Annotated in this window: 20 protein-coding genes; 4 read left to right on the top strand and 16 right to left on the bottom strand. The window is 60.9% G+C overall.

The window, feature by feature from the left end:
• Window positions 1-98: 98 nt before the first annotated feature.
• Entirely contained in the window at window positions 99-821 is a 723-nt protein-coding gene (locus tag IV098_RS05865) for a S4 domain-containing protein (protein WP_296886961.1), read from the top strand.
• Window positions 822-994: 173 nt separating this feature from the next.
• Here IV098_RS05865 and IV098_RS05860 read toward each other — a convergent pair whose 3' ends face one another.
• The 8 genes from IV098_RS05860 to lexA all read right to left on the bottom strand — a co-directional run bounded on the left by IV098_RS05860 (window position 995) and on the right by lexA (window position 8,569).
• Complete coding sequence (locus tag IV098_RS05860) at window positions 995-1,825, bottom strand: ferritin-like domain-containing protein (RefSeq protein WP_296886958.1); 831 nt, start codon at window positions 1,823-1,825, stop codon at window positions 995-997.
• Between the two features lie 120 nt (window positions 1,826-1,945).
• Complete coding sequence (locus IV098_RS05855) at window positions 1,946-2,941, bottom strand: NAD(P)-binding protein (RefSeq protein WP_296886956.1); 996 nt, start codon at window positions 2,939-2,941, stop codon at window positions 1,946-1,948.
• Window positions 2,942-3,210: 269 nt separating this feature from the next.
• Complete coding sequence (locus tag IV098_RS05850) at window positions 3,211-3,663, bottom strand: GNAT family N-acetyltransferase (RefSeq protein WP_296886954.1); 453 nt, start codon at window positions 3,661-3,663, stop codon at window positions 3,211-3,213.
• Window positions 3,660-4,955, bottom strand: coding sequence for an MFS transporter (locus tag IV098_RS05845; protein ID WP_296886952.1), 1,296 nt, complete (start codon window positions 4,953-4,955; stop codon window positions 3,660-3,662). Before IV098_RS05845 ends, IV098_RS05850 begins: the two co-directional genes overlap by 4 nt.
• 58 nt (window positions 4,956-5,013) lie before the next feature.
• Complete coding sequence (locus IV098_RS05840; protein WP_296886949.1) at window positions 5,014-5,793, bottom strand: GGDEF domain-containing protein; 780 nt, start codon at window positions 5,791-5,793, stop codon at window positions 5,014-5,016.
• On the bottom strand, window positions 5,786-6,955 hold the full coding sequence (gene nosP / locus IV098_RS05835) for a nitric oxide-sensing protein NosP (protein WP_296886947.1): 1,170 nt from the start codon (window positions 6,953-6,955) through the stop codon (window positions 5,786-5,788). The genes IV098_RS05840 and nosP overlap by 8 nt, the downstream gene beginning before the upstream one ends.
• 164 nt (window positions 6,956-7,119) lie before the next feature.
• A complete protein-coding gene (locus IV098_RS05830; protein WP_296886945.1) occupies window positions 7,120-7,824 on the bottom strand; it encodes an SDR family oxidoreductase in 705 nt (234 codons plus the stop codon).
• Between the two features lie 142 nt (window positions 7,825-7,966).
• Complete coding sequence (lexA, locus tag IV098_RS05825) at window positions 7,967-8,569, bottom strand: transcriptional repressor LexA (protein WP_296886943.1); 603 nt, start codon at window positions 8,567-8,569, stop codon at window positions 7,967-7,969.
• A gap of 114 nt (window positions 8,570-8,683) precedes the next feature.
• Between lexA and IV098_RS05820 the strand changes: the two genes are divergently transcribed.
• On the top strand, window positions 8,684-8,938 hold the full coding sequence (locus tag IV098_RS05820; protein WP_296886941.1) for a DUF4258 domain-containing protein: 255 nt from the start codon (window positions 8,684-8,686) through the stop codon (window positions 8,936-8,938).
• Between the two features lie 352 nt (window positions 8,939-9,290).
• Window positions 9,291-9,587 carry a hypothetical protein gene (locus tag IV098_RS05815; protein ID WP_296886939.1) on the top strand — a complete coding sequence of 99 codons (297 nt, stop codon included), beginning with the start codon at window positions 9,291-9,293 and terminating at the stop codon, window positions 9,585-9,587.
• 8 nt (window positions 9,588-9,595) lie between these two features.
• Here the strand turns inward: IV098_RS05815 and IV098_RS05810 are convergent, their stop codons facing one another.
• The 7 genes from IV098_RS05810 to IV098_RS05780 form a co-directional block, all read right to left on the bottom strand.
• Window positions 9,596-12,190, bottom strand: coding sequence for an EAL domain-containing protein (locus IV098_RS05810; protein ID WP_296886937.1), 2,595 nt, complete (start codon window positions 12,188-12,190; stop codon window positions 9,596-9,598).
• Between the two features lie 83 nt (window positions 12,191-12,273).
• Window positions 12,274-12,717, bottom strand: coding sequence for a response regulator (locus IV098_RS05805; protein ID WP_296886935.1), 444 nt, complete (start codon window positions 12,715-12,717; stop codon window positions 12,274-12,276).
• Window positions 12,704-14,227 carry an ATP-binding protein gene (locus IV098_RS05800; RefSeq protein WP_296886932.1) on the bottom strand — a complete coding sequence of 508 codons (1,524 nt, stop codon included), beginning with the start codon at window positions 14,225-14,227 and terminating at the stop codon, window positions 12,704-12,706. The genes IV098_RS05805 and IV098_RS05800 overlap by 14 nt, the downstream gene beginning before the upstream one ends.
• Entirely contained in the window at window positions 14,224-14,838 is a 615-nt protein-coding gene (locus IV098_RS05795; RefSeq protein WP_296886930.1) for a YfiR family protein, read from the bottom strand. Before IV098_RS05795 ends, IV098_RS05800 begins: the two co-directional genes overlap by 4 nt.
• A 5-nt stretch (window positions 14,839-14,843) precedes the next feature.
• Window positions 14,844-16,787 (bottom strand): TonB-dependent receptor, encoded by a 1,944-nt coding sequence (locus IV098_RS05790; RefSeq protein WP_296886928.1) that lies wholly within the window; start codon window positions 16,785-16,787, stop codon window positions 14,844-14,846.
• 179 nt (window positions 16,788-16,966) lie between these two features.
• A complete protein-coding gene (locus tag IV098_RS05785) occupies window positions 16,967-17,608 on the bottom strand; it encodes a response regulator transcription factor (protein WP_296886926.1) in 642 nt (213 codons plus the stop codon).
• Window positions 17,605-19,884 carry a PAS domain S-box protein gene (locus IV098_RS05780; RefSeq protein ID WP_296886924.1) on the bottom strand — a complete coding sequence of 760 codons (2,280 nt, stop codon included), beginning with the start codon at window positions 19,882-19,884 and terminating at the stop codon, window positions 17,605-17,607. Before IV098_RS05780 ends, IV098_RS05785 begins: the two co-directional genes overlap by 4 nt.
• A 499-nt stretch (window positions 19,885-20,383) precedes the next feature.
• Here IV098_RS05780 and IV098_RS05775 point away from each other — a divergent pair, with 499 nt between their 5' ends.
• Window positions 20,384-22,231 carry a hypothetical protein gene (locus IV098_RS05775; protein ID WP_296886922.1) on the top strand — a complete coding sequence of 616 codons (1,848 nt, stop codon included), beginning with the start codon at window positions 20,384-20,386 and terminating at the stop codon, window positions 22,229-22,231.
• On the opposite strand, the gene IV098_RS05770 is transcribed toward IV098_RS05775, so the two are convergent.
• Window positions 22,228-22,965, bottom strand: a complete 738-nt coding sequence (locus IV098_RS05770; RefSeq protein ID WP_296886920.1) for a hypothetical protein — start codon at window positions 22,963-22,965, stop codon at window positions 22,228-22,230. The two genes, IV098_RS05775 and IV098_RS05770, sit on opposite strands and share 4 nt — an antisense overlap.
• Window positions 22,966-23,139: the final 174 nt, after the last annotated feature.

Raw genomic sequence — 23,139 nt, 5'->3', positions numbered from 1 at the left:
CGTCTCCAAAGAATGATCCAAAAGCATACCGCGCCCGCATCCGCAATAACAACCGGCCGGCGTTAAACTCGCTGCCTCGTTGGAACTCGCCCCCCGCCATGACAGAACCCGTCCGCCTTGCCAAACGTGTCGCCGAACTGCGCGCCTGCTCGCGCCGCGAAGCCGAGCAGCTCATCACCGGCGGCTGGGTGCGGGTCGAGGGTGTGGTGGTCGAGGAGCCGCAGGCGCGCGTCGCGGCGGAACGCATCGACATCGACCCCGCCGCCAACATCATGCAGGCCGAACCCGTCACCCTGCTGCTGCACAAGCCGCCCGGCCATCACGCCATAGAGGGCGACCCGGCGGCGGCGCAGCTGCTCGACGCGGCCCACCACTGGGCAGAAGACGCCTCGGGGATCGCACGGCTGAAACGGCATTTCACCCAGCTCACGCCCTGCGTCCCGCTCGAAACCGACGCCAGCGGCCTGGTCGTCTTCACCCAGGACTGGCACGTCTCGCGCAAGCTCGGCGAAGACGCCGCCCTGATCGAGCACGAACTCATAGTCGAAGTAAGCGGCGAAGTGCTGCCGAACACGCTGAAAAAATTGAACCAGGCCATCCGCTACAACGGCCGCATCCCGCCGACGATCAAAGTCAGCTGGCAAAACGAAACCCGCCTGCGCGTGGCGCTAAAGGGTGCGCAGGTGGGGCAAGTCGCCCATCTGTGCGAAGCCGTCGGTTTGCAGGTAGTGTCGATGAAGCGCATCCGCCTCGGCGGGGTGTCGCTGGGCAAGGTGCCGCAGGGGCAATGGCGTTATCTGCGTCCGGACGAGCGATTCTAGGAGCCTGTCGGACTTGAAAAATCGAAGCGAAAATTCGGCTGGTCGAGGACAGATTTTGACGATTTCGCAGGGCAATAGTCATTCTATTGCTCAAGAAAGCGGCGAAATATGGACCGGCCAGGCGGATTTGCAGCCGATTTCCTTCTAGTCCGACAGGCTCCTAGTCAGGCCGCTCAGGCCGCAGCCAGCATCTGTTTGCGGTAACGGTTGAGGTCGCGCACGTTCTCGAACGTCTGGCCGAGCAGACTGGACAGATTGCGCAGGATGCCGCCGACCACCTTGTTTTCCCAGGTTTCGTCAAAGCGGATCTGTTCGTCGAGCCAGCGTTCCAGCCATTGCGGATCGGGCAGGCGCGACTGGATCGTGTCCTGCGGAAACAGCGCCTCGTTGACGTGCAGGTTGGTGGGGTGCAAGGCCTTGTCGGAGCGCTGGCTGGAGGCCATCAGGAAACCGATCCTGGCGAACGCCGCCGCCACGCCGGGCCCGCCCTGCTTCAGCGCCCGCTTCATGTATTGCAGATATGCGCCGCCATGGCGGGCCTCGTCGCGCGAGATGGTTTCGTAGATGTGCTTGATCACCGGCTCGGTATGCCACGCCGATGCGCACTTGTACCACTGGGTGAGGCGCACCTCGCCACAGAAATGCAGCATCAGGGTTTCCATCGGCGGCGCCGGGTCGAACGGGAAGCGAACAGCGTGCAGCTCGTCCTCGGTCGGCACGTACTCGGGTTTGAAGCGGCGCAGGTATTCCATCAGCACCAGCGAATGCTTCTGTTCCTCGTAGAACCAGATCGACATGAAGGCGGAAAAATCGCTGTCGTGCGCAAAGTCGCGCAGGAACATTTCGGTAGCCGGCAGCGCCGCCCACTCGGTAATCGCGTTGAGCTTGATCGTCAGCGCCTGCTCGTCGCTCAGCCTGGCGGCATCGAAGCTGTCCCATGGAATATCGGTTTCCATGTTCCAGCGGGCGCGTTCAAGCGATTTGAAAAGGTCGATATAAAGCATGTCGGAGCAGGCCTGATGTATCGGGGCGTGGCGTATCGGAATGTATAGACCCATGACGGCCGAACAGATTCGACCGTGTGGAAGTTTAATTCCGGCTCATGTCACGCATTCGATCGCGGATCAACCTTCATCCAGGGCCGAGATAGCCGGGCAGTCCGCCAGTTCGACCTCCGCCAGCATCAGCGCCTGCGCCAGCCGCACGCCGCTTTCCCAGGCGCGCTCGACGCCGGCGCCGGCAATGCCGTCGCCGATCAGGGCGACCCGGTTTTCACGGTCGCCCAGCCAGAAACCGCCGATCGTGGATTCCGGCTTGGCATGCCGCCACAAATGCGAGGCTTCGACCTCGACCGGCCACGGCAGGCCCAGCAAACCCATCACGGCCGAGGCGGCGCGGGTGCTGGCCTCCATCTCCGAGGCCTCCAGATAGGTTTCGGCGAATTCGTGGCTGCTGTGCACCGTCCACAGGCCTTCGCCGCCGGCTGTTTGCCGCACCGCCAGGTCAATCAGATGGTCGTCGAAACGGATAATGTCAGCCTCAGGCCCGCCCTCCCAGCGCATCAGAAACGACCAGATCGGACGATAGTGCACTTCACCGAGACGTTCGCTCAGACGCGGCAAGGCATCGAGCAGGGGAATTGCCTGCGGCACCGGCACGCTGCAGACGACGCAGTCGTAATCGCCCATGACCTGGCCGTTTTCCAGAATGATCGTGCGCGGACGAACCGCGCTGACGCGCGACTCGGTATACAGATGCGCCGTGCCCAGCAATTTGCGCACGATCTGGGACGGCTCGATCAGTGGGAGGTAATGGTTTTGCAACTGCGCGTGTGCCCAGCCCTTGTTGGCGCGGCCATGCAGCACCTCGCCACGCACCGGTGCGAGCCAGCCCTGACGCGCCCAGTCGCGCAGCTGGCTACGGAACGGATCGCGCTTGGCCGAAATGAACGGCGTACCCAGCGTGGCCCAGCCCGGCTCCAGGCGGCGGGTCGACAGGCGACCACCCGCCCCGCGTGCCTTATCGAATATATCCACGTCCCAGCCTGCTGCTGCGAGCGTGCCCGCGCAACTGGCTCCGGCTATTCCTGCGCCAACAATGCCTGCTCTGAGAGGTGCCATGCTTGATTGATCCTTTGATAGGGCCGCGCGGGCCAGCGATAAACGAATTGAATTGAACTCTATCAGTAAATACTTAATTGCCAAGCCGCCAAAAACAACTGGCTTGATCAGCTGCTCAATTCAACCCGGATAATCCATCAGGACGCGCGATGATGGCGAGACGGTTTGCGAGGCAGTTTTGTTGCTTGGGAGAAGCCCATGGTTGTTCCATGGGCGCCGAGCAAGCGGCAAAAATGACCGCAAAGCGGCCGCCAGCGCGCGCGTAGGCGCTAAGCGCCGCCTGATGGATTATCCGGGTTTAAGTACTTCTGCATGGCGACATGCGGAATACCCGCCTCTTCATAAGGGTTGCCCACTGCCATGAATCCGGCTGCAACATAGAAACCAGCCGCATGGGTTTGCGCGCTGAGCAGGACGCAAGCGTGGCCCTGCGACTGTGCCAGATGGACTGCCGCTGCCAGCAAGGCTTGCCCAACCCCGTGTCCGCGCCATTCCGGCAGCACCGCCATGCGGCCAATATGGCCGTCGGGCAGCAGGCGCGCGCAGCCGATCGCCGTGCCGTCCGCCAGGGTGACCAGCAGATGCAGCGAGCCGGCATCGTCGGCATCCCATTCCAGCGCCTCGGGCACCCCCTGCTCGTCGATGAAAACCTTGCGCCGCACCGCACCCAGACGCACGGCATCGCGCGCCCAGTCGGTTTCGTGGATGACGAAGCGACTCATGCGCCCTGCCCGACCTGCGCAAAGCGCCGCGCCGCGCGATGGCCGCGTGCCGCCTGCACACCCCGCAGCGCCCACAGGCCGGCGACGAAATAGCTGCCGGTGATCAGCAGCGCCTGACGATGGTCGCCTGCGGTGATCCAGCTGGCCGCACCGTAAGTCAGCGGGCCGAGTATCGACGCGAGCTTGACCGCCAACCCCCACAAACCGAAAAACTCGGCCTGCTGCGCCGGCGGCGCCAGCAGGCCCACCATCGCCCGTCCGGCCGACTGCGAAGCGCCCATGCACAACCCGGCCAGATTGGCCGCCACCCAGAACATGCGCTCGTCCGGCGCCATCCAGGCCAGCAACACCATCACGATCCAGCCCGCCAGCGTCAACGCGATCGCCCGCACATGGCCGATCCGGTCCTGCACGTGGCCGAACACGAAAGCGCCGAGCGCCGCCGTGATATTGACCAGCAACACCAGCAGGATGGTTTGCTGGGTGGTGAAATGGAACACCTGGCTAGCGTAGATCGCCGCCAATGTGATCACCGCCTGGATGCCCGCCTGATACAGCACGGTGCACACCAGAAAACGTTTGAGATCGGGCAGCTGTCGCAGATGGCCCAGCGTGTGCCGCACCTGCGCCCAGGCGTTGCGCGCAATTTGCGCCGGCTGCGGCGTGGCGCGTTCGCGCAGCATCGTCAGCGTGGGCAGACTGGCCAGCATGAAAATCGCAGCGGTGATCAGCATGGTCACCGGAACAAAGTCGCTTGCGCCCTGCCCCTGGGCCTGCGCCCAGCTGATATAGGCCAGGCTCGCCCCCAGCGACACCAGCCCGCCGACATAGCCCAACGACCAGCCCCAGCCCGACACCCGGCCGAGTGCGCGCGGACGCGCGAGTTCAGGCAAAAACGCGGCGATCAGATTTTCGCCGGTACCGAAGAAATAGTTGGACAGCACCAGCGCGACGATGGCCAGAATCAGCGCGCCGGGCGCGGCAAACACCAGCAGCGCAGTAAAGCCTGCGCAGCCCAGGGTAGTCAGCCATAGCAGCTTCTTCTTGCTGGCGTGCGCGTCGGCATAGGCGCCAATCAGCGGCGCGGTCAGCATCACCAGCGCATAGGAAACAGAGAGCGCCAGCGTCCAGGCAAACGTCGCCCATGGCGCATTGCCGGCCACGGCCGCCACGAAATAGGCGCTGAACACGGCGGTGATGACCACCGTGGTGTAGCCAGAATTGGCGAAGTCGTACATTGCCCACGCCCATACCTCGCGGCGGCGCACGCCGGGTTGAAACAAGTCATTCATCTGGGAAGTCTGGAGTCGGTTGTAGAAAAAACGGGGTCAGCGGAAATCCACATGATGGTCAAGGCTCAAAGAAGCTGACCCGATTGCGTCCACTTTCCTTGGCTTGGTACATCGCCTTGTCGGCCCATTTCAGGATGTCATCCTGAGTTGCTTCGTGATCGATGAACAGCACCACGCCGATGCTCGAGGTGCAGCGATGTTCCACTGTGGTTTCCGTGCCGTCCTCTTGTTTGCGCGTCAATAAATAGGGTTCGGCCAGCTTGGCGCGAATTTTTTCGGCCGCGATGCCGGCCTGCACAATGGATCGTTCTCTGTCAGCATCCAGCTTGCTGAGTATCACCACGAACTCATCGCCGCCGAAACGCGCGATGGTGTCCATTTCACGCACGCAGTGGGTGAAGCGATGCGCGACTTCGGTCAACAGCAAATCGCCCATGTCATGGCCGTACGTATCGTTGAGCGGCTTGAAGTTATCCAGATCGAGGAACATCACCGCGCCGTAACAGCCACTGCGTCTGCTGGCAGCCATCGCTTGCCCCAAACGGTCATTCAACAGGCGGCGATTGGGCAGTTGCGTCAGGGCATCATAGAAGGCCAGGTTGCGGATCTGGTTTTCGCTTTCCCGCAAGTCACGGGTGATTTTCTCGTTCATCCGCATGGCCGCTTCCAGTTCGTCGGTGCGGCGGCGCACTTGGTCTTCCAGCGTAATCGCGGTCTGGAACAGGTTGAAGTCCGACCCTTGAATGCTCGCGTTGCGTTCTGCGCGATTCATCAGCGACTGAATGATCTTGTTCAGGCGCACGATCTCGGCCTGCAAGGTTTCGACTTGATCACTCACCGCGCGGCTGCCCCGGAACAGCTTCGGGAGCGGCGCCGATGGCGATCCCGGTGAGCGTCTGGTTGACGTGCATGCCCTTGAACTGCTCGCCATAGCAGCTGAAACCGATGGTGTTGTTGCGCCGGAAAAGCTCCCCGACGCAATCTTTTAAATTGCTCTGGGATATTTCCAGATTGCGCAGGATGCAGTCGCAGCCGAGGACGAGTTGCGGCGGTCCGATTTCCGCGCGGATTTTTCCGAAAGTCTGTTCCAGGTTATCCAGCAGATCCACGCCATGCGCCACCCTGAACACCAGTCCCTCTTCGATGGCGCAAAAGAAAGTCAGGCTGCCGTCGGCATTCGCTTTCTGGATGGAACGCACATAGTCCGTGCCGTCTATCATCACCACGACGGGCGATGCGGCAAAACACATGGGGTTGAGATCATGCACGGCCACGCCCACCAGCCGCGCATACTCCGCAGCGGCGGGCAGCCCGTTAATCTCCTTGACGATGCGCCCGCTGGCGTCGGCTTCCGTGACCACCAGCCGTTCGTCGGTGGAAACGAAATGCTGGGTTTTGAATACGCTGAAGGGCAAGGTGGTCCGCACCAGAATCAGCACGGCGCTATCGGAGTGGAAGCGCCCGTCGCTATAAACGCTGGTTTGAGTGAATTTCAGATCGTCGCCCGCCGAACCGCCAATCAGCGTGATCTTGCCCAGCGCATATTGCAATGCATGCGCCACGAGTTCTTCGCGAACCGATAAACCGTCAATCAGCATCAAAGCGAAGCTGTTGTCCGGGCTTGCGTCTGGAGCCCTGCTTTCAAGCTGCTGCAACAGGTTCTGGGTAAAGTCATGTCCCCTGCCGATATCGAACTGCCTCAGACGATCCAGCAATCCGCTGACAACCACGCAACTGCCTGCGGGAAAGCTCGCCCCCGACAGGCTGTGCTGGCGATAACCGGCCGGCCCGATTTCTCCCGCCGTGGTACAGCCCACCACATGAACCCCGGCAAACAAACGACTCATTTCCTCAGTCAGCACGCCCAGGTCGTATTCGCTGGAACAGAAGAAGACCACCAGTGCCATATCAGGCTGTGACACCGCCGCATGAAACTCATGCACCGCCTGGCGAGCCCCCGTTGCGCACGTTTGCGCCCTGCGTATACGCTGATCACTCATGTCGATCTCCTGTGTTCCACCCTGAAGGACTCAAGCCCCGCACCCCGGTGCAGACCAGCGACTGTATTCCATCTGTTTATAGCCACTTCCGTCAAATAGTTCTTGGCAACCACCGCACGATGCCGCCGCAAACCGAACAGCTTCCGCGCATGATCTGGTTATGATTACCATGGAATCTCGCTGCCGTCATGGCGGAAAAATCGTCCGTTCATCTCCGGCTTGAAATCTTCCACCAGGGCGCGCATGCCGTGCACGCTCTGCTCGGGGGTGAACGGCGCATCCGGGCCGCCCATGCGGGTCTTTACCCATCCCGGATGCAGCAGCAGGACGCCAATGCCGCGTTGCGCGAGTGCCAGCGAAAGCCCCTTCATGGCGGCATTCAGCGCCGCCTTGCTGGAGCGGTAGGCGTAGTTGCCGGGCGTAGCGATCTCGGCAATGGAGCCCATATGACTGCTGATCGCCACCACCCGTTTTTTATCGCTGCGGGCCACCTGTCCGATGAAGGTCTCGCTCACCCGCATTGGCCCCAGCGTGTTAACGGCGAAAGTGCGCAGCCAGACTTCGGAATCGATGCCCGCGACGTCGCCTGTGAACTTGTCCAGATACACGCCCGCGTTGTTGAGCAGCACGTCGAATCGGGCTTCTTCCAGGTCGAGTTGCAGGGTGCGCAGTTGCTCGCTGTCTGTCACGTCTAGCCGATGCACGCTGACGCGCGGATAACTATCGGCCAGGGCCCTGAGGTCGCCAGCCACCTCAGGGCGGCGGCAGCTGGCGAACACCCGCCAGCCGGCCTCGGCATACTGCCGCGCCCACTCCAGCCCGAGGCCGCGGTTGGCGCCGGTGATCATCACGCTGGGCGTCGTTCGCATCGGATGTCCTCCACAGACCATGCATGCCATCCTTTTATAGATGGCAACCGAAAGCAGCGGAAAAGCATGGGCTACTTCCTTCGCGCTCGGCGTCGTTTTTATTGAAGCAAGAGCCCCCGCCACGAAGGCATACACGGAGTGATCATAAGGTCCGGCCGCTGCGGATCACGCCGACAGCAATGCCCTCGATCACCAGCTCCTGACGCGTAAGGTCGACCACGATCGGCTCGAAGTCGGGGTTCTCCGGCAGCAGCCGCACGGTGTGGCCGCGCTGCTGAAAGCGCTTGACCGTCACCTCGTCGCCGATGCGCGCCACCACTATCTGTCCCGCCTTGGCCTCGGCGTGCTTGTGCACCGCGAGTAGGTCGCCGTCGAGAATGCCGGCGTCCTTCATGCTCATGCCGTGCACCTTGAGCAGATAGTCCGCGCGCGGCGAAAACATGGCGGGGTCGAACTGGTAATGCCGCTCGATGTTTTCCTGCGCCAGAATCGGACTGCCCGCCGCCACCCGGCCCACCAGCGGCACCCCGCTGTCGCCCTTGAGGCGGATGCCGCGCGACGTGCCCGGCACCAGATCCAGCACGCCCTTTTTCGCCAACACCTTGAGATGCGCCTCGGCCGCGTTCGGCGAGCTGAAGCCAAAGTGCTGCGCGATCTCCACGCGCGTCGGCGGCAGGCCAGTGGTTTCGATCCACTCCTTGATCAGGTTCAGGATTTCTTCCTGGCGTGCGGTGAGTTCTTTCATGGGGCTTCCTTAAAATACTGTATGCATGTACAGTTGTATGCGTATACAGTATAAATACCGAATGGCTAAAACGCCAAGCGCGATCTGCCAGCGCCAGGCCAAAGGAGAACCCGCATGATGAAACTCGGAAAGATCAGCCCCCTCGCCTTCAGCCGCATGAAGCAGCGTGGGATTTCCATCGCCGCCCTCAACCATCTGCTCACCCACGGCCAGGTCGAAAAACAGTTCGATGGCGCGCAAGTGGTGTACCTGGACAGCCCCATTCCCGGCCCCACCTGGGCCGGCCGTCCGCAGCCGCGGCTGTATGCGGTAGTGGATGCGGGGGGCGACGTGCTGACAGTAGAGAGGCGGGTACGGCTGAGAGGGTGAGTGGGGTTTGCCGTTATGCACCATTTCATAGCCAATTTATAAATATCAGATAGTCTCGTTTAAACGAGAGACGGGGCTCCAATCAGGCGCAAACAAAGCACCCATCAGGCCATCCTTCGGGGTGGCCTTTTGCTTTTCAGGGCTCTATACAGAAAGCCATGAAATCGATGGTTTGTCAGCAGGCCGGATCAATAATCCATTAAAAACAACGCTCTATTGAGACGGCACAACGAACCGTGGCGGAACCGGTCAGCCTCGTGAGCTGCTGCGGCTTCATACTTCTTCGAGCCGTCTCAATAGTTAACCGAGGTTTGCCATGCCCCAGTCATACCCGCTCCTTCCCAGATCTTGCATGGCAGTGGTGCTCGCGTTAGCGCTGTCGGGCTGCGGGTCGAATGCGCCGCTGGAGAACGATACGTCGTCCGTCGAGCAACGCCTGCTCAAACTCGAGCAACAGGTGGAAAGGCTGGAAGCGCGTTTTGCGGTTCAACCGCCTTACCGGAACAAGGCAGAAATCCAGGCACACATCGAAGCACTTGAAGCGGAGCGGAACGAACTACTGACCCGCCACCTCCCCCAACACCCTTACATCAAGGATATCGACCGCAGATTGGGCATTCTCAACAGTCAGTTGAAGATGCTGGAGTAAGCATCGCATCAATGTTTGTCCAACAGCGCGGTGATCTGCTCGAACGGCAGCGGCTCGCTGAACAGATAGCCCTGCATCTCGTCGCACTTCAGCAGTTTCAGAAATTGCGACTGTTCTTCGGTTTCCACGCCTTCTGCAATGACCTTCAGCCTGAGCGAATGCGCAAGCGAAATGATGGTGGATACAAACGCCATGCTTTCGGCATCCCTGGTCATCGCGATAATGAAAGAGCGGTCGATTTTCAGCAACTGGACCGGCAAGCGCGCAAGATAGCTGAGAGACGAGTAACCGGTGCCGAAATCATCGATGGCGATATTGACGTTCATGTCGCGCAGCGTCTCGAGTTTCCTGATGCTTTCCTCGACGTCTTCCATGATCAGGCTTTCCGTAATTTCCAGGTCCAGCCCGTGCGGCGTCAAGTTCGCGTCCATGATCGCTTCGCGCACCGTTTCCACAAAATTCGTTTGCCGCAGCTGGATCGCCGACACATTGACTGCGATGCGCGGCGCCTGCAGTCCCCGCATGCGCCATTGTCGCTGGTCAGTGAGCGCTCGGCGTATGGCCCACGCGCCGACTTCGAGGATCATCCCGGTCTCCTCGAGTAGCGGAATAAACTCGCCTGGCAAAATGATGCCGTTGTCCGGATCCTGCCAGCGAATCAACGCCTCGAGCCCGCTGATATTGCCCGTGGCCAGATTCAGCTTGGGCTGGTAGTACAGGGTGAACTCGTTGTTGTCGATCGCCCGGCGCATCTTGTTTTCGAGCAACAGGGTCTCGGCGACCCGCTCGTTCATCGAGGGTTGATAGAACGTATAACGTTCCCCGGACAGCTTCCCTTTTTTCAGCGCCGCCTCGGCATTTTTGAACAGGGTTTCCGCGGTGTCGCCGTCTGCAGGGAATACTGCGATTCCAGCCGACATCGAAATTGCCAGCTCCTTTTCACCGATGGTGTATGGGGAGCCTGTCACGACTTTCAATGCCCGCTCCAGCGCGTGCACTGCCACGGCCTCGTCCTTGATTTCGACTAGCGTGCCAGCAAAACAGTCTGCGTTGATGTGCGCCAGACTATCCGGATTGGGCCAGCCAAGCCTGGCACGCTCGGCAATCTCGCGCAGCAGCATATCGCCGTTCTGACGCCCGAACGACTCATTGATCAGGCGGAACCGCTTCACGTCCCCTATCACGAGCGCAACCTTGGTTCCATTCTGCTCGGCATTGACCAGCTGCTGGCTCAGGCGATCGGCAAGCAGTGCGCGATTGGGCAGTCCGGTCAGGGCATCGTAAAAGGCGAGGTAATTGAGTTTCTCGCCTTTGGCGAGATAGTCGAGCGCAAACGCAATGTCGCCGGCCAGTTCGGTGAGCAGCCGTATCTCCTCATCGTCGAAAACCCCTGCATCTGCCGCATACAGCGCAAGCACACCCGCTGTCTCGCCATCGAGCAGGAGGGGGACGAAGGCCAGCGAGCCGATTCTGCGTTCGTCCAGGCTACGGAGCTGTGCCTGCAAGCGAGGATCCCGCTTGACGTCGTTCGAAATGACCGGCTTGCCGCTGAACACTGCCTGTTCGACCAGTTCCCCTCTCTGCCCTATCTGCAGTGCTGTCTGTGGCATGGCATCGAAGAAGTCGCGCACATCTCCGGCCGATGCGACGGGCTTCACCACGTCTTCGTCGCGATCGACAAGGCCGACCCAGGCGATGCGAAAACGTCCCGGATCGATTGCGATCCGACATGCCTCATTCAATAATCCGTCGCGACTCTTGGCGCGCACGATCAGCGTGTTGATGCCGCTCAACACGGCGTAGATACGGTTGAGACGCTCGATCCTTTCTTCAGCCCGTTTGCGCAGGGTGATGTCGGAAGCGACACCCGCGATGCGTTGCAGGCGTCCGGATTCGTCCCATATCGGAAACACGCGGTCGCTAATCCATCGCAAGGTCCCGTCCTGCCGCACGATTCGATACTCATAATCCAGACCAGTAAGGACTCTTTCCTCGTAGGATCGGGCGGTTTTTTCCTTGTCATCGGGATGAATGGCGTCGCGCCAGGCATTGATGTTTTCGTACAAGCTGGCGCAGCTTTCGTTCCAGATTTCCTCGTAGGCATGGCTGACGTAAAGCACGCGTTGATCGCTCACATCAATCAGAAAGAAGACGTCGCGAATGTTTTCCGCCAGCTGGCGAAAGCGTTCCTCGCTTTCGCGCAATGCCGCCCGGGCATGTTGCAGCACCACCCGCTTCATGGCCTCCTGCAACGCCCGCTTGACTACGGGCACCAGCCGATCCATGTGTTCCTTGAGGACATAGTCGGTCGCGCCTTTTTTCAAGGCATCGACCGCACGGTCCTCGCCGATGGTTCCCGACACGAAGATGAAGGGAATGTCCATCGACTTCTCTTTCAGGATGGCAAGTGCCGTGAGCCCATCAAAAGCGCCGGGAAAACTGAAGTCGCAGAGAATCAGGTCGGGCGCAAAGTCATGAAGAGCCTGCTCATACGCCTCGCGCGACCATACCCGTTCCTTGATAAATTTCAGTCCTGCACGATCGAGTTCGCGCCAGCACAACTCGGCATCGAGTTCCGAGTCTTCCACGTTCAGGATACGCAATGCTTTTCCGTTCATTTCTGTCCTCCGCGAAGCCGAATGTCCAGCGGTACACCTCATTCGATTCGGGTCGCTACATGCAAAAATTACATTACAGGTGGCTGGTTGATTGCCAGCCAGTAATAACCTGCCTGCCTGGCAAGATTGGTCATAGCGGTGAAATCGACCGGCTTGACGACGTAGCTGTTGACGCCAAGATCGTAGCTTTCAGCGATATCGCGTTCCTCCTGCGAAGAGGTCATGACAACCACTGGAATCTTCCGAGTGCGGGGATCGGCCTTGATGATCCTCAGCACCTCGATGCCGCTTACGCGCGGCATTTTCAAATCCAGCAGAACCAGTTGCGGCATGTTTCCAGCGCGCCCGGTATAGCCGCCCTCGTGGAACAGGTAATCCAGCGCCTGCTGCCCGTCCTTCACCCAATCAACCGTGTTGGCGAGCTTGCCGTCCTTGAGCGCGCGGATGGTGAGTTCCGCATCCAGGGGACTGTCTTCGACCAAAAGAATGTTCACCTGTTCAAACGTGTCCATCGCTGTGCTCCTTCGGTAAGGTGAAATAAAAAGTCGCGCCTGCATCAGGCTTGCTTTCGGCCCATACGCGGCCGCCATGACGGTCGACGATACGATGCACCAGGGCCAGACCGACGCCCGTTCCCGGAAACTCGCTGGAATCGTGCAGACGCTGGAAGACCTCGAACAGTTTCGACTGGTAACGGGGGTCGAATCCCGCGCCGTTGTCCCGCACGAAATAGATGCATTCCTTGTCGTCGCTGATCGCATTCACCTCGATCCTCGGCAACTCGCGATTCGAGCTGAACTTGAGCGCGTTGGACAGCAAGTTGGCCCAGACCTGCCCAATCAGGATGCGATCGCCTTTGGCTGGTGGCAGGGAGCCAAGATGGAAATCGACCGATGCGCCGTGTTGCTGGATCAGATCTTCAAAGGTGCTTCGGGCCAGCTCCGTCATATCCAGCTCGGTGACCTGCATGACTTTCCGGCCCAGACGGGAAAATGCGAGCAGGTCGTCGATAAGCGCGCCCATGCGTCCGGTCTCGCTGAGAATGACACCCAGCTTCCTCTGGGCCTCCGGGTCGAGCTGCTTGCCGTGATCCTCGATCAGCATGGTCGAGAAGCCTGTAATAGCGCGCAGGGGTGCACGCAGATCGTGCGACACCGAATAGCTGAATGCCTCCAGCTCCTTGTTGGCGCTTTCCAGTTGCGCGGTGCGATCGGATACGCGCTGTTCGAGCTCGAGATTCAGGGTGCGGATTTCGCCCTCGGCGCGCGTGCGCTCGGTGATTTCGTGCTCGAGCTTGCGATTCGACGCCGCCGCGGCTTCCGTCCTGCGGCCTATCTCGGCCAACATGTCGTTGAACGCATCCACCAGAAAGCCGATCTCGTCGTCGGTCGTCTTGCGCACCCGCTGCGAATAGTCACGTTTGGTGATGACCTGACGCGCCGCATCGGTCACGGCAAGAATGGGTCCGGTCACCCTTGCCTGCAGCCACATCACGATGAGGAATGCCACCAGCAAACTGAAAGTCATGACGGCAGCGAGAATGCCGAGGTATCTCGTCAGCCGCTCATACAGCTGATACTGCGCGCGCATGTAGACCGTGCCGAGAATTTCGTTGTTTTCGACGATTCGGGTGAACAGCGTGATCTCGCTTCCGTCGACCCGGTGGCCATCAGCCTCGGGGAGCGCAGGCAGGGCGGCGGCATGCACGCCATCCCGCGCATAGCTGGCAAACAGCTTGCCCTTGGCGTTATAGATGGCTGCGGCCGTGATCCGCGGCCTGGTCTCGAGCAGCGCCAGATACGCATGGGCAGATTTGGGGTCGTCGAACTCCAGGGCCGGCGCGCTCGCCCGCCCCAGAATCGTGCTCTGAGCGGCCAGGTCGGTGACCCAAATGTCCTTGTAATTGCGGAGTTCAAAGATGACGAGCGCGATGCCCGCCACGGACAGCGCAGCAAAATTGGTGGCGAGCACCACCAGAATCACCTTGTATCGCACCGAGTTCATGATCGCACGCAACATCATGGCGCTCCCGTATAAACACGCTGGGCAACGGAGAGCAGTCGTGAACTCATCCTGAGGCTGCTTTTTTCAGCAGCGTCGAGTGAAATTTCGAAGCGCACGCGGCGGTCGGCCTGAACGAAGTTGATTGCGCTGCCCTGCCCCAGCGAACCCTGCATATCGGTCACCATCAGGATCGAATGCGCTTTGGCTTCCTGAACCCACTGCGCGAGCCGCTCTGATTCGCTTCGTCCGACGAACAGGATGTGCACGCCGCCAAGCGGGTCTCCGGGCGCGATCCGTTTGACCGTGATGGAACGTCCCTGCGCCGTACGGCCGGCCACCAACTGGACGAGCTCAGCGGCAATCGTCTCGGATCCCGTGACGGCAATCGTGAACGGGGTATCCGCTTTGGGGAATGCGATTGCCGGCCAGTCCACATAGCTGGCGAACTTGTAGAGGAAAGCGGCCTTGACGCGCTGCTCGATGTCAGTGCCATCGTTTGCCCCGTAGGCCGGAAATGCCATGAGCCACACGAGAAGCAGGAACAGGGCCACGCTCACAAGGAGGGTGCGACGGCTGAGGCAAATCTTCTGGATCAAGCATGACTGTGGGTAGCCAAGACGCTTGTCCATTTCTCTCACTGCCGCCAGGTCAGCTGCAAAAACACACTGCGCCCGAATTCCCCTTGGATCCCCGATTGCGTGTACTCGGTATGGGCCTCGTCAAACAGGTTTTGCAGCGACAGGGCAAGCTCGGTGTTACGCGTCGCTTGCCAGCCCAGCCGTGCGTCCACCGCGGTATACGCGGGCGTGTGCGGGTTGGGTAGCTCACCGATGCGGCGGACCAGGATGTCGAGTGCGTGTGTCGGCGTCAGATCCCAGGACGAGCGCAGATTCCATTGATAAGCGGGATCGTTGCCCAACACGCTCGGGCCAAACGGGTCCGTGCTGCCAGGCTTGCGCTGCAGGTCCATGTCCAGAAGCGTCAGACCGGCGCTCAGCCGCCACGTGCGCATTGCCTGGTAGGTACCCCACATCTCGACGCCGTGCGTGGTGCCCTCCATCTCGTTGCCATAAAACAGAAAGGTCCCGCTGGAGTCGATTTCCTGGCTGCGTAAATGGTCATAGATGGCACGGAATGCGGTCACCGAATACGAAACCTGCGGCGCGAACTGCCCGCGATAGCCGATTTCGTAGACGTTTGCGATCTCGGAACGCACATCAGGTCCGCCGGCCAGGAGGTAGGGAGGGACGCCCGGCACGAAGGTGTCGTGGTCGAGCCGCGAGGGTGCACGCACCGCGCGCGAGGCCGCCGCCCACAGCAGATGAGCGGGAGCGGGCTTCCAGGCCAGCCGGACACTGGGCAGGAATTCCATGCCGGTGTAGTCGTTGCGTTCAAACCGGGCGCCCAGCGTCAGGCGCAGGTCATCGTGCAGGCTGATTTCGTCTTGCACAAACACATTCGCCCAGGCCTGGTTTTCCCGGGCAGGGAGAAAGGCAACGTATTGGCTATTGGTCACCCGATCCTTGCTGTAGCGATAGCCTGCACCCCAGGCCAGACTGTGCACGCCTATCGGTTGCAAGGAATGCTGGAACTGTAGATCGACGATGTCGAGCAGCTCCGAAAAGGTGGGCGGCACATCGCGCTCGGTGCGGTCGTAATAGGCCTGCAACATGAGCTGGGCGCCGTCTTCCAGCCGATGATCCCAGCGCGCCGTCAGGTTTGCCCCTGAAACCTTGATGGTGCCGAGCGTGAAAGGCACGCCCGTCGAAATGGTCCCCGGCGCGGGCTGGCCTTCCGAGCCGCGGTAGGCATTGCCCTGAACCGAGAACTGATCGCGCCCGTCATCCCAGTCGGTACGAAATCCGATCTGGCCCTTGTGCCAGGCATCGTCGCGCGGAATGCCAGTCGTCGTCTCCGTATGATCGATGTCGAAATACTTGCTGTAGACGCGGTAATGACCGTTGGTGCCAAAGGTTCCGCCATGGCGCACCGCGCCCTCGTATTCGCGATTGCCCGCGCCGGCTTCCAGCACTTCGCCCTGCGTGTTTGCCGCGGACCGGGTGATGATATTGATGACGCCGTTGACCGCGTTGGTGCCCCACAAGGTCCCCCCCGGCCCGCTGATGACCTCGATACGTTCGATATCCTCGAGCATCACATCCTGCACATCCCAGAACACCCCGGAAAACAGAGGCGAATAGACCGATCGCCCATCGATCAGAACCAGCAGCTTGTTTCGCGCACTGCTGTTGAAACCGCGTGCGCTGATCGCATATGCACTCGCGCTGACGCGTGCCACTTGCAGGTTGGGGGCCAGGCGCAAGGCCTCGGGCAGGGAACGGGCACCGGAACGGTGGATGTCGTCGTGGGTGATGACGAAAATGGAGGCGGCCGCATCGGTCAGCCGCTCGGCACGTTTCGATACCGACGTGACCTCGATATTGACGAGTTCCTCAAGCGACAGGTCGGCCAGATTCGGGGCCACTGCGGCGGCAGCTTGCCCCAGACTGAGTATCAGAATTGCCACGCTCATGAGACCGAGCCTGATATGGCGAATCGATAGGCTGTGATCGGACATTCCGCTCCTTCCGCTAACCCGAACATTCCTGGCGCCAGTCAGCGCCGTGAACCCAGGTTGCCCATGATGGGTTCCAAGCACGTTAGCGAGCGGAAGCAAAGAGGGGAATCAGGGAAACCCTACAAACACCCCAGGAAAATCCCTACAGCTTTGGCGAGAGCAAATCGCCTGAACTCAGCTTATTCGATCGTCGTCAAACCGTGCTGAATCGCGAATTTCACCAGACCGGGCATATCGCCGATATCGAGTTTCTGCATGACGCGTGCGCGATAGGTTTCGACGGTCTTCGGCGAAAGCGATAGCGATTCTGCAATAAGCACGGTTGATCTTCCCTCGACCAGCAGCTGCAGTACCTGACGCTCGCGGGAACTGAGCGAATCGAGCGGGTCATCTCTGCCGCTGCGGAGATAGTCCTCGATCACGCTTTCGGTGATTTGGCTGCTCAGATAGCGCTGGCCTGAATACACCGAACGGATTGCCGTCAGCACTTCGGCGGCGGCATTTTTCTTCAACACGTAGCCACGTGCGCCCGCCTGCAGGGCGCGCAGGACGTATTCACGGTTCGAATGCATCGAGAGCATCACGACCTGCGTGTCGGGCGACCGCTCATGGATCAGATGAGTCGCCTCGATTCCGTTGAGCTCGGGCATCGCAATATCCATGACCACCACATCCGGCACGCGTTCAAGGACCTCACGCAATGCCTCGCGGCCATCATTCACGCAGCCCACCACGGCAAGGTCGTTCTGCGCGTCGATCAGGTAACGCAGCCCCTCCGCCATCACAACATGATCGTCTACGATCAGGACATTGATTCTCATGGCTTCCTCGTGAGTGTTACCGTCACACGCGTGCCCACCCCTGGCTTGGAGTCGATCGCCAGTGTTCCGCCCAATGCCACCGCCCGCTCGCGCATGGTGAGCATGCCCCAGCCCACGCGACCACTGTACTGCGGCTGCATGTTCGGATCGAAGCCGATGCCGTCATCGGAAATCGTGAGCGTGACCTGATCAGGCGGCAGCGCGACCTCGATTTTGACGTTCCTGGCGTGCGCGTGCTTGGCCAGATTGGTCATGGCCTCTTGCGCGATGCGGTACAGCGAGAGTTCCACCTGCTTGGTCAGACCGTCGAGATGGGCTGGACAGCGCACCTCGACGCCGATGCCCATTCGCCTGCTGAACTGCTCCGCAATCGATTTCAGGGCGGGCAGCAGGCCGTAATCATCGAGCAGCGGTGGGCGCAGATCGGCCATCACGTCGGTAATGACATCGACGGTGGCCTCGACAAGCCCCTGCGAATCCTTCAGCCGCGCCCCAACCTGGTATTTGGCCGCATCCGGCAACTGGCTTAGCACGATGCCGAGATTGATATTGAGTGCGCTCAAGTTCTGGCCCACGCGGTCATGCAACTCGCGTGACAGCGAAAGTCGGCTTTCTTCATGTAATTCCACCAGGCGGCTGGACAAGACCCTCAATTGATCGGCGTACATCTTCAGTTCGTGTTCGGCGAGCTTGCGCTCGGTAATGTCGATCAGGCAGTTGATGGCGCCCGTCATGGCGCCGTGCTCGTCCAGCCGCGGAATGATGTTGACGACTGCTGCGCGACGGGAACCGTCGGGACGCTCGATGATGATCTCGCGGTCAACCACCGCCCGCCCCGTTCGCAGCACTTCGCCCATCGGGCAGTCTGGGTAGGGCATATACACGCCATCATGCGTGTAAAGGCGATACGCGCCGCAAAACCGATCGGCTTCGTCCCCCAGGCTCGGCTCGCGTCCCCACAACTCCGTCGCCTGGCGATTATGGCCTTCGATGAGCCCGGATGCGTCGCAGGTATACACGGCGATGGGGAGGATATCCACCAGCTCACGAAAGCCTTGCTCGCTGATCCGCAAGGCTTCCTGCACACGCTTGTATACGGTCATATCCGTTGCTATGCCGCCGATTCCGATGATCCGCCCGGCCGTGTCGCGCACCGGAAACTTGCTGACCACGCTGATGCACAGACCATCCTCATACTGCGCGGTTTCTTCGAATTCCATGGGCACGCCGCTCGTCATCACCTGCTGGTCATTGGCGCGGAATGTTGCTGCTTGTTCCGGCGCAAAAAGCTCGGCGTCAGTCCTGCCGATGACCTGCTCCGTGTTCAACCGGAAACGTTGCTTGAATTTGGCATTGGCATGCAGATACCGACCCTCGACATCCTTCAGGAAGATGACCGCCGGGCTGTGGTTGAGGAAGGCCTGCAGCCGCGCCTCGCTTTCGCGCAGGCGCTCTTCGAGCTGCCGGCGCACGGTGAGATCGCGCGTCACCTGGGCAAAGCCACGCAAGGCGCCGGATTCATCGCGCATCGGCGTGATGATCACGTTGGCCCAAAATGCCGAACCGTCCTTGCGCAAGCGCCAGCTTTCGTCCTCGTAGCGACCGTGTATCAGCGCGGCCTGCAGATCGTGCGCAGGATTGCCCTGCTCGATGTCCTCGCGCTGATAAAAACACGAGAAATGCTGACCAATGATCTCGTCAGCGAGGTAACCCTTGATCCGCTCCGCACCCGCATTCCAGCTGGTCACCCGCCCTTCCGGATCGAGGATGAAAATCGCGTAGTCGGTCACGCTTGCCACCAGCAGGTGGAAAGACTCGGTTCGTTCATGCTGCCGTGTCCGCCGCTGCCAGCTTTCGGTCACATCCTCGGAACGCGCAACAAGGTACAGCGGCACGCCCTGACGGCCATTCAGCAGCGAAACCGTGCTACGAATCCAGGCTGCCGCCCCCGTTTTCGTCCGGTGGCGCATGACCAGCCTGAAGGCGGCTCTCTGGCCCTCCAGCAACTCCTCCCGCAAGCCCCGGTACCGCGGGAAATCCTCGGGATGCGTCAAGGACTCGCAGGTTTCGGCGCTCAACTCAGATGCGCTAAAGCCGGTCATCCGTTGAAAAGCCGGATTGGTTCTGACAAACCTGCCGTGCAGGTCCGTCAGCGTGATGCCGATCGGGGCCGAGTCGTAAATAGCGTGTAGCAACGCCACGTCTTCGTGTCCGGCATGGCGATCCGAGCTGAAAATGCTGCGTGCAGCATGAACGATTTGCAAAATCCTGCGCATATCCGCTACTCAGTCCTTGGATGGCGGGTGTGCTGACCAATATACCTGCACAGGCGCCTGCTTATAAACAGGATGGTGGAAGGGGCATTATCAGGAAAGCACACTGCGTAGACGACAGGAAAATCAGATACGACCTGGAAAAATCAGCCCTCTCGCCTTCAGCCGCATGCGCGGGATACCCATCGACGCCCTGAACGACCTGCTCGCCCGCGGACAGATCGAGAGGCCGTTCGACGGCACGCAGGGGGAATACCCGCACACCCTACCCTGGCCCTGGCTAGAACGGCAGACCCGCCATCCAGATTGGCCGCATGGGCGGTTACTATTACGCCTTCGCCTTGTATCCACCCTGCGCACCCGCCGCCACCGTGCCGATGAACCATCCGGTCAGCGACCTCCCCATTCCGTTTCTGCAGCCCTCGGTTTTCCCCTGCATCATCGGCAGTCATGACTTGTCGGCAGTCCCTGCAGGCCATGCATCCTGCTTGCGGCAGCGCACATGAACGCCCCCGCCAGCCCGTGCCTGCAGGATTGCATCGCACGCTATGCCCCCGCGATTCCCGGCCTGGCCGAACTCGGCAAACAACTGACCACCCCGCGCGACGCTGACGCGCTGATCGAACTCTACGAACACGCCTATCCCCTGCTGGAACAGGCGATGTGGTCCGACGGAGCGGATTTCCCCCCACTGCTGACAAGCTACCAATCGCTGTTTCGCGAACAGGACGCCCTGATCCGGCAACGGGGCCAGAACGCGCATACCGGCGACACCCGGCATCACTTCATCCTCGGCATCCCGGTGGCGGACCGCCCGCCGCACCTCAAGGCCTGCCTCGAAAGCATCCATCAGGTCTGCACCCGGTTCGATTACGGCGGCCATGCCTCCGGCGTGTGGGACAAGATCCGGATCATCGTCAGCGAAGACAGCCGCGACGCAGCCAACATCCGCCGGCATATCGAACTGGTGGATGAATACCGGCAAAAAGGCCTGCAGGTCATCTACTACGGGCTCGACGAACAATACGCCCTGCTGCACGCCCTGCCGCAGCACACGCGCGCACAACTGGGCCATCTGCTCACCACCCTGCCCCGGGAAAAGTTCTACCTCAAGGGCCAGGCCGCCAACCGCAACCTCAGCTACCTGAAGTTTCTGCAGCTCACCGAAGACACGCACAACACGCTGTACTACCTGATCGACAGCGACCAGTCCCTGTGCGTCAACCGGCAGACCGCCTCCGGCGAAGAAACCGTCTACGCGCTCAACTACTTCCACGCCATCGACCGCATCTTCCGCACCACCGACACCCTCATGCTCACCGGCAAGCTGGTGGGCGACCCGCCGGTTTCGCCGGCGGTGATGGCGGCCAATTTTCTCGACGACGTCAGCGCCTTTTTCACCCGCCTGGCCACCCTGCACGCCGGGCAGGCCTGCCAGTTTCACGCGCTGCCCGATCAGCCGGCAGGCGACGCCGCCTATCACGACATGGCCGGACTGTTCGGCTTCGACACCCAGCCGGCCACGTTTCCCTACCTGTGCCGGCTCGGCGGCGCGCACGACCATGTCGCCTGCCTGGCGGACTTTTCCCGCCGGCTCAACGCCTTTTTCTTTGGCGAGCATCTCACGCGCAAAACCTGGTTTCGATACGGCGCCGGACTTCGCCCGCTCGCCCCCGCGCGCACCGTGTATCCCGGCAACTACATCGTCAACTACGCCGGCCTTCGATACATCATCCCCTTTGGCCACCTGCGCCTGCGCATGTCCGGCCCCACCGCCGGGCGGCTCATCGCCGCCGAAATCGGGCCGCGCTTCGCCTCCTTCAACATGCCCAACCTGCACCGCCGCACCACCGAGGCAGGCTTGGCCGACGACTTCCGCCCCGGCGTCGACATGGACGAAGCCCGCGTGGACGTATCCAACGAATTCGAACGCCAGTTCTTCGGCGACCTGATGCTGTTTTCTACCGAAGCCCTGGTCAAGCGGGCCGACGTGACGCAGCCGTTCGCGCAGGGCGCGATCGAAACCGTCGTCAATGAGAAAGAAACCGAACTGCTGGCGCTGTACCAGCACAAGCACGACGCCATCGTCGCGAAGAACCGCCAACTGAACGCACTCGTGTTCGAAGCCGGCCACTGGTGGCAGCACGCCGCCGGGCATGCACCCGACCTCGCCCAGGCGCTGCGGCACGTGCGCGCCTTCATCGACAACATCGACCACAACTTTGGCGAGCATGCGCTGGCCTGGCGGCAGATCCAGACCTTTGAACACCGTGCCGGGCGCAAACGGCAGATCGTCGAAGCCCTGATGAACTACCGCGCCGAGCGGGACGCCTGGGACAGCCTGTTCTAAAGCGTCACCGAATCCGCCGCACCGGAAACAATCTGCGCCCGGCATTCCCGATACGCCTCGCGTGCCGCCCGCAGCGCCGCCTCCGGAATTGCGATATGCGAATAATCCATCCGGCTCCGGTCGATGCGCCCGCTCCGCATCCGCGCCGACGTATCCCCCCGGCGCACCTTGCCCGTCTGGCTGAACACCTCGTAGCGCTCGCTCAAGGGCGAATCCAGTTCCAGCCAGCCCGATAGCCTGGGCAGCAGCCGTTCCGGCGCACCTTGCAGCAGCTCCGCATCGAAGTAGTGGTAATCACGCCCGGCCGTGCGGCAAAACTCGGCCAGTGCCTGCACCCGTTCGACGTAGTACCTGGCCGCCTGCTCCGGCGAGGCATACAAATCCGGGTCCGGCTTCTGCGCAAACAGATGCACGATGCTCCGGATCGTGTGCGCCGGCTCCGCCAGCGCGACCAGCAGCTTGATATCGGCAGACCCCAGCCGCCCGGGATTCAGCACATAGTCGTTGTGCAGCAACTTGTCGAAAAGGTAGCGGCTGTTTGCCTTCAGCACATCGCCCTGCTGGAACGCCGCCAGTTGCCTGCCCAGCGCCGCGTCATCCTCATAGCTGAGATGCATTTCGTAATAGCCATTGATCTGCGGATGCGAGCCGAGAATATGCCCCGCCAGACTGGTGTAGGCGCGCATGTGGCTCAACAGGAAGATTCGGGCGTAGGGGTCAGGCGAAGCGCTCATGATTTCAATTCGTGGTCGGCCATCAGCATTCTCATTTCAAGAATTGGGAATAGCTGAGAACCCCCATCTATTTGCCATTCGCGAATGGCGAATACAGCCCCCGGTATCAAGAAGCAAGCGCCCCCGTCAAAACGACAAACCCGGCATCAAGCCGGGTTTGTCGTTGCAGCAAGG

Origin of the sequence: Thiobacillus sp., from assembly GCF_018780105.1 — a bacterium.
Classification (GTDB): domain Bacteria; phylum Pseudomonadota; class Gammaproteobacteria; order Burkholderiales; family Thiobacillaceae; genus Thiobacillus.
Note: the sequence above shows the minus strand (reverse complement) of the source record. Positions and strands in the feature narration are given on the sequence as shown.

What these genes read in the sequence shown, in the direction of transcription:
- IV098_RS05865 (WP_296886961.1), top strand. Translation starts at nt 99, where the DNA reads ATGACAGAACCCGTCCGCCTTGCCAAACGTGTCGCCGAACTGCGCGCC.
- IV098_RS05860 (WP_296886958.1), bottom strand. Translation starts at nt 1,825, where the DNA reads ATGCTTTATATCGACCTTTTCAAATCGCTTGAACGCGCCCGCTGGAAC.
- IV098_RS05855 (WP_296886956.1), bottom strand. Translation starts at nt 2,941, where the DNA reads ATGGCACCTCTCAGAGCAGGCATTGTTGGCGCAGGAATAGCCGGAGCC.
- IV098_RS05850 (WP_296886954.1), bottom strand. Translation starts at nt 3,663, where the DNA reads ATGAGTCGCTTCGTCATCCACGAAACCGACTGGGCGCGCGATGCCGTG.
- IV098_RS05845 (WP_296886952.1), bottom strand. Translation starts at nt 4,955, where the DNA reads ATGAATGACTTGTTTCAACCCGGCGTGCGCCGCCGCGAGGTATGGGCG.
- nosP (WP_296886947.1), bottom strand. Translation starts at nt 6,955, where the DNA reads ATGAGTGATCAGCGTATACGCAGGGCGCAAACGTGCGCAACGGGGGCT.
- IV098_RS05830 (WP_296886945.1), bottom strand. Translation starts at nt 7,824, where the DNA reads ATGCGAACGACGCCCAGCGTGATGATCACCGGCGCCAACCGCGGCCTC.
- lexA (WP_296886943.1), bottom strand. Translation starts at nt 8,569, where the DNA reads ATGAAAGAACTCACCGCACGCCAGGAAGAAATCCTGAACCTGATCAAG.
- IV098_RS05820 (WP_296886941.1), top strand. Translation starts at nt 8,684, where the DNA reads ATGATGAAACTCGGAAAGATCAGCCCCCTCGCCTTCAGCCGCATGAAG.
- IV098_RS05815 (WP_296886939.1), top strand. Translation starts at nt 9,291, where the DNA reads ATGGCAGTGGTGCTCGCGTTAGCGCTGTCGGGCTGCGGGTCGAATGCG.
- IV098_RS05805 (WP_296886935.1), bottom strand. Translation starts at nt 12,717, where the DNA reads ATGGACACGTTTGAACAGGTGAACATTCTTTTGGTCGAAGACAGTCCC.
- IV098_RS05800 (WP_296886932.1), bottom strand. Translation starts at nt 14,227, where the DNA reads ATGATGTTGCGTGCGATCATGAACTCGGTGCGATACAAGGTGATTCTG.
- IV098_RS05795 (WP_296886930.1), bottom strand. Translation starts at nt 14,838, where the DNA reads ATGGACAAGCGTCTTGGCTACCCACAGTCATGCTTGATCCAGAAGATT.
- IV098_RS05790 (WP_296886928.1), bottom strand. Translation starts at nt 16,787, where the DNA reads ATGTCCGATCACAGCCTATCGATTCGCCATATCAGGCTCGGTCTCATG.
- IV098_RS05785 (WP_296886926.1), bottom strand. Translation starts at nt 17,608, where the DNA reads ATGAGAATCAATGTCCTGATCGTAGACGATCATGTTGTGATGGCGGAG.
- IV098_RS05780 (WP_296886924.1), bottom strand. Translation starts at nt 19,884, where the DNA reads ATGCGCAGGATTTTGCAAATCGTTCATGCTGCACGCAGCATTTTCAGC.
- IV098_RS05775 (WP_296886922.1), top strand. Translation starts at nt 20,384, where the DNA reads ATGAACGCCCCCGCCAGCCCGTGCCTGCAGGATTGCATCGCACGCTAT.
- IV098_RS05770 (WP_296886920.1), bottom strand. Translation starts at nt 22,965, where the DNA reads ATGAGCGCTTCGCCTGACCCCTACGCCCGAATCTTCCTGTTGAGCCAC.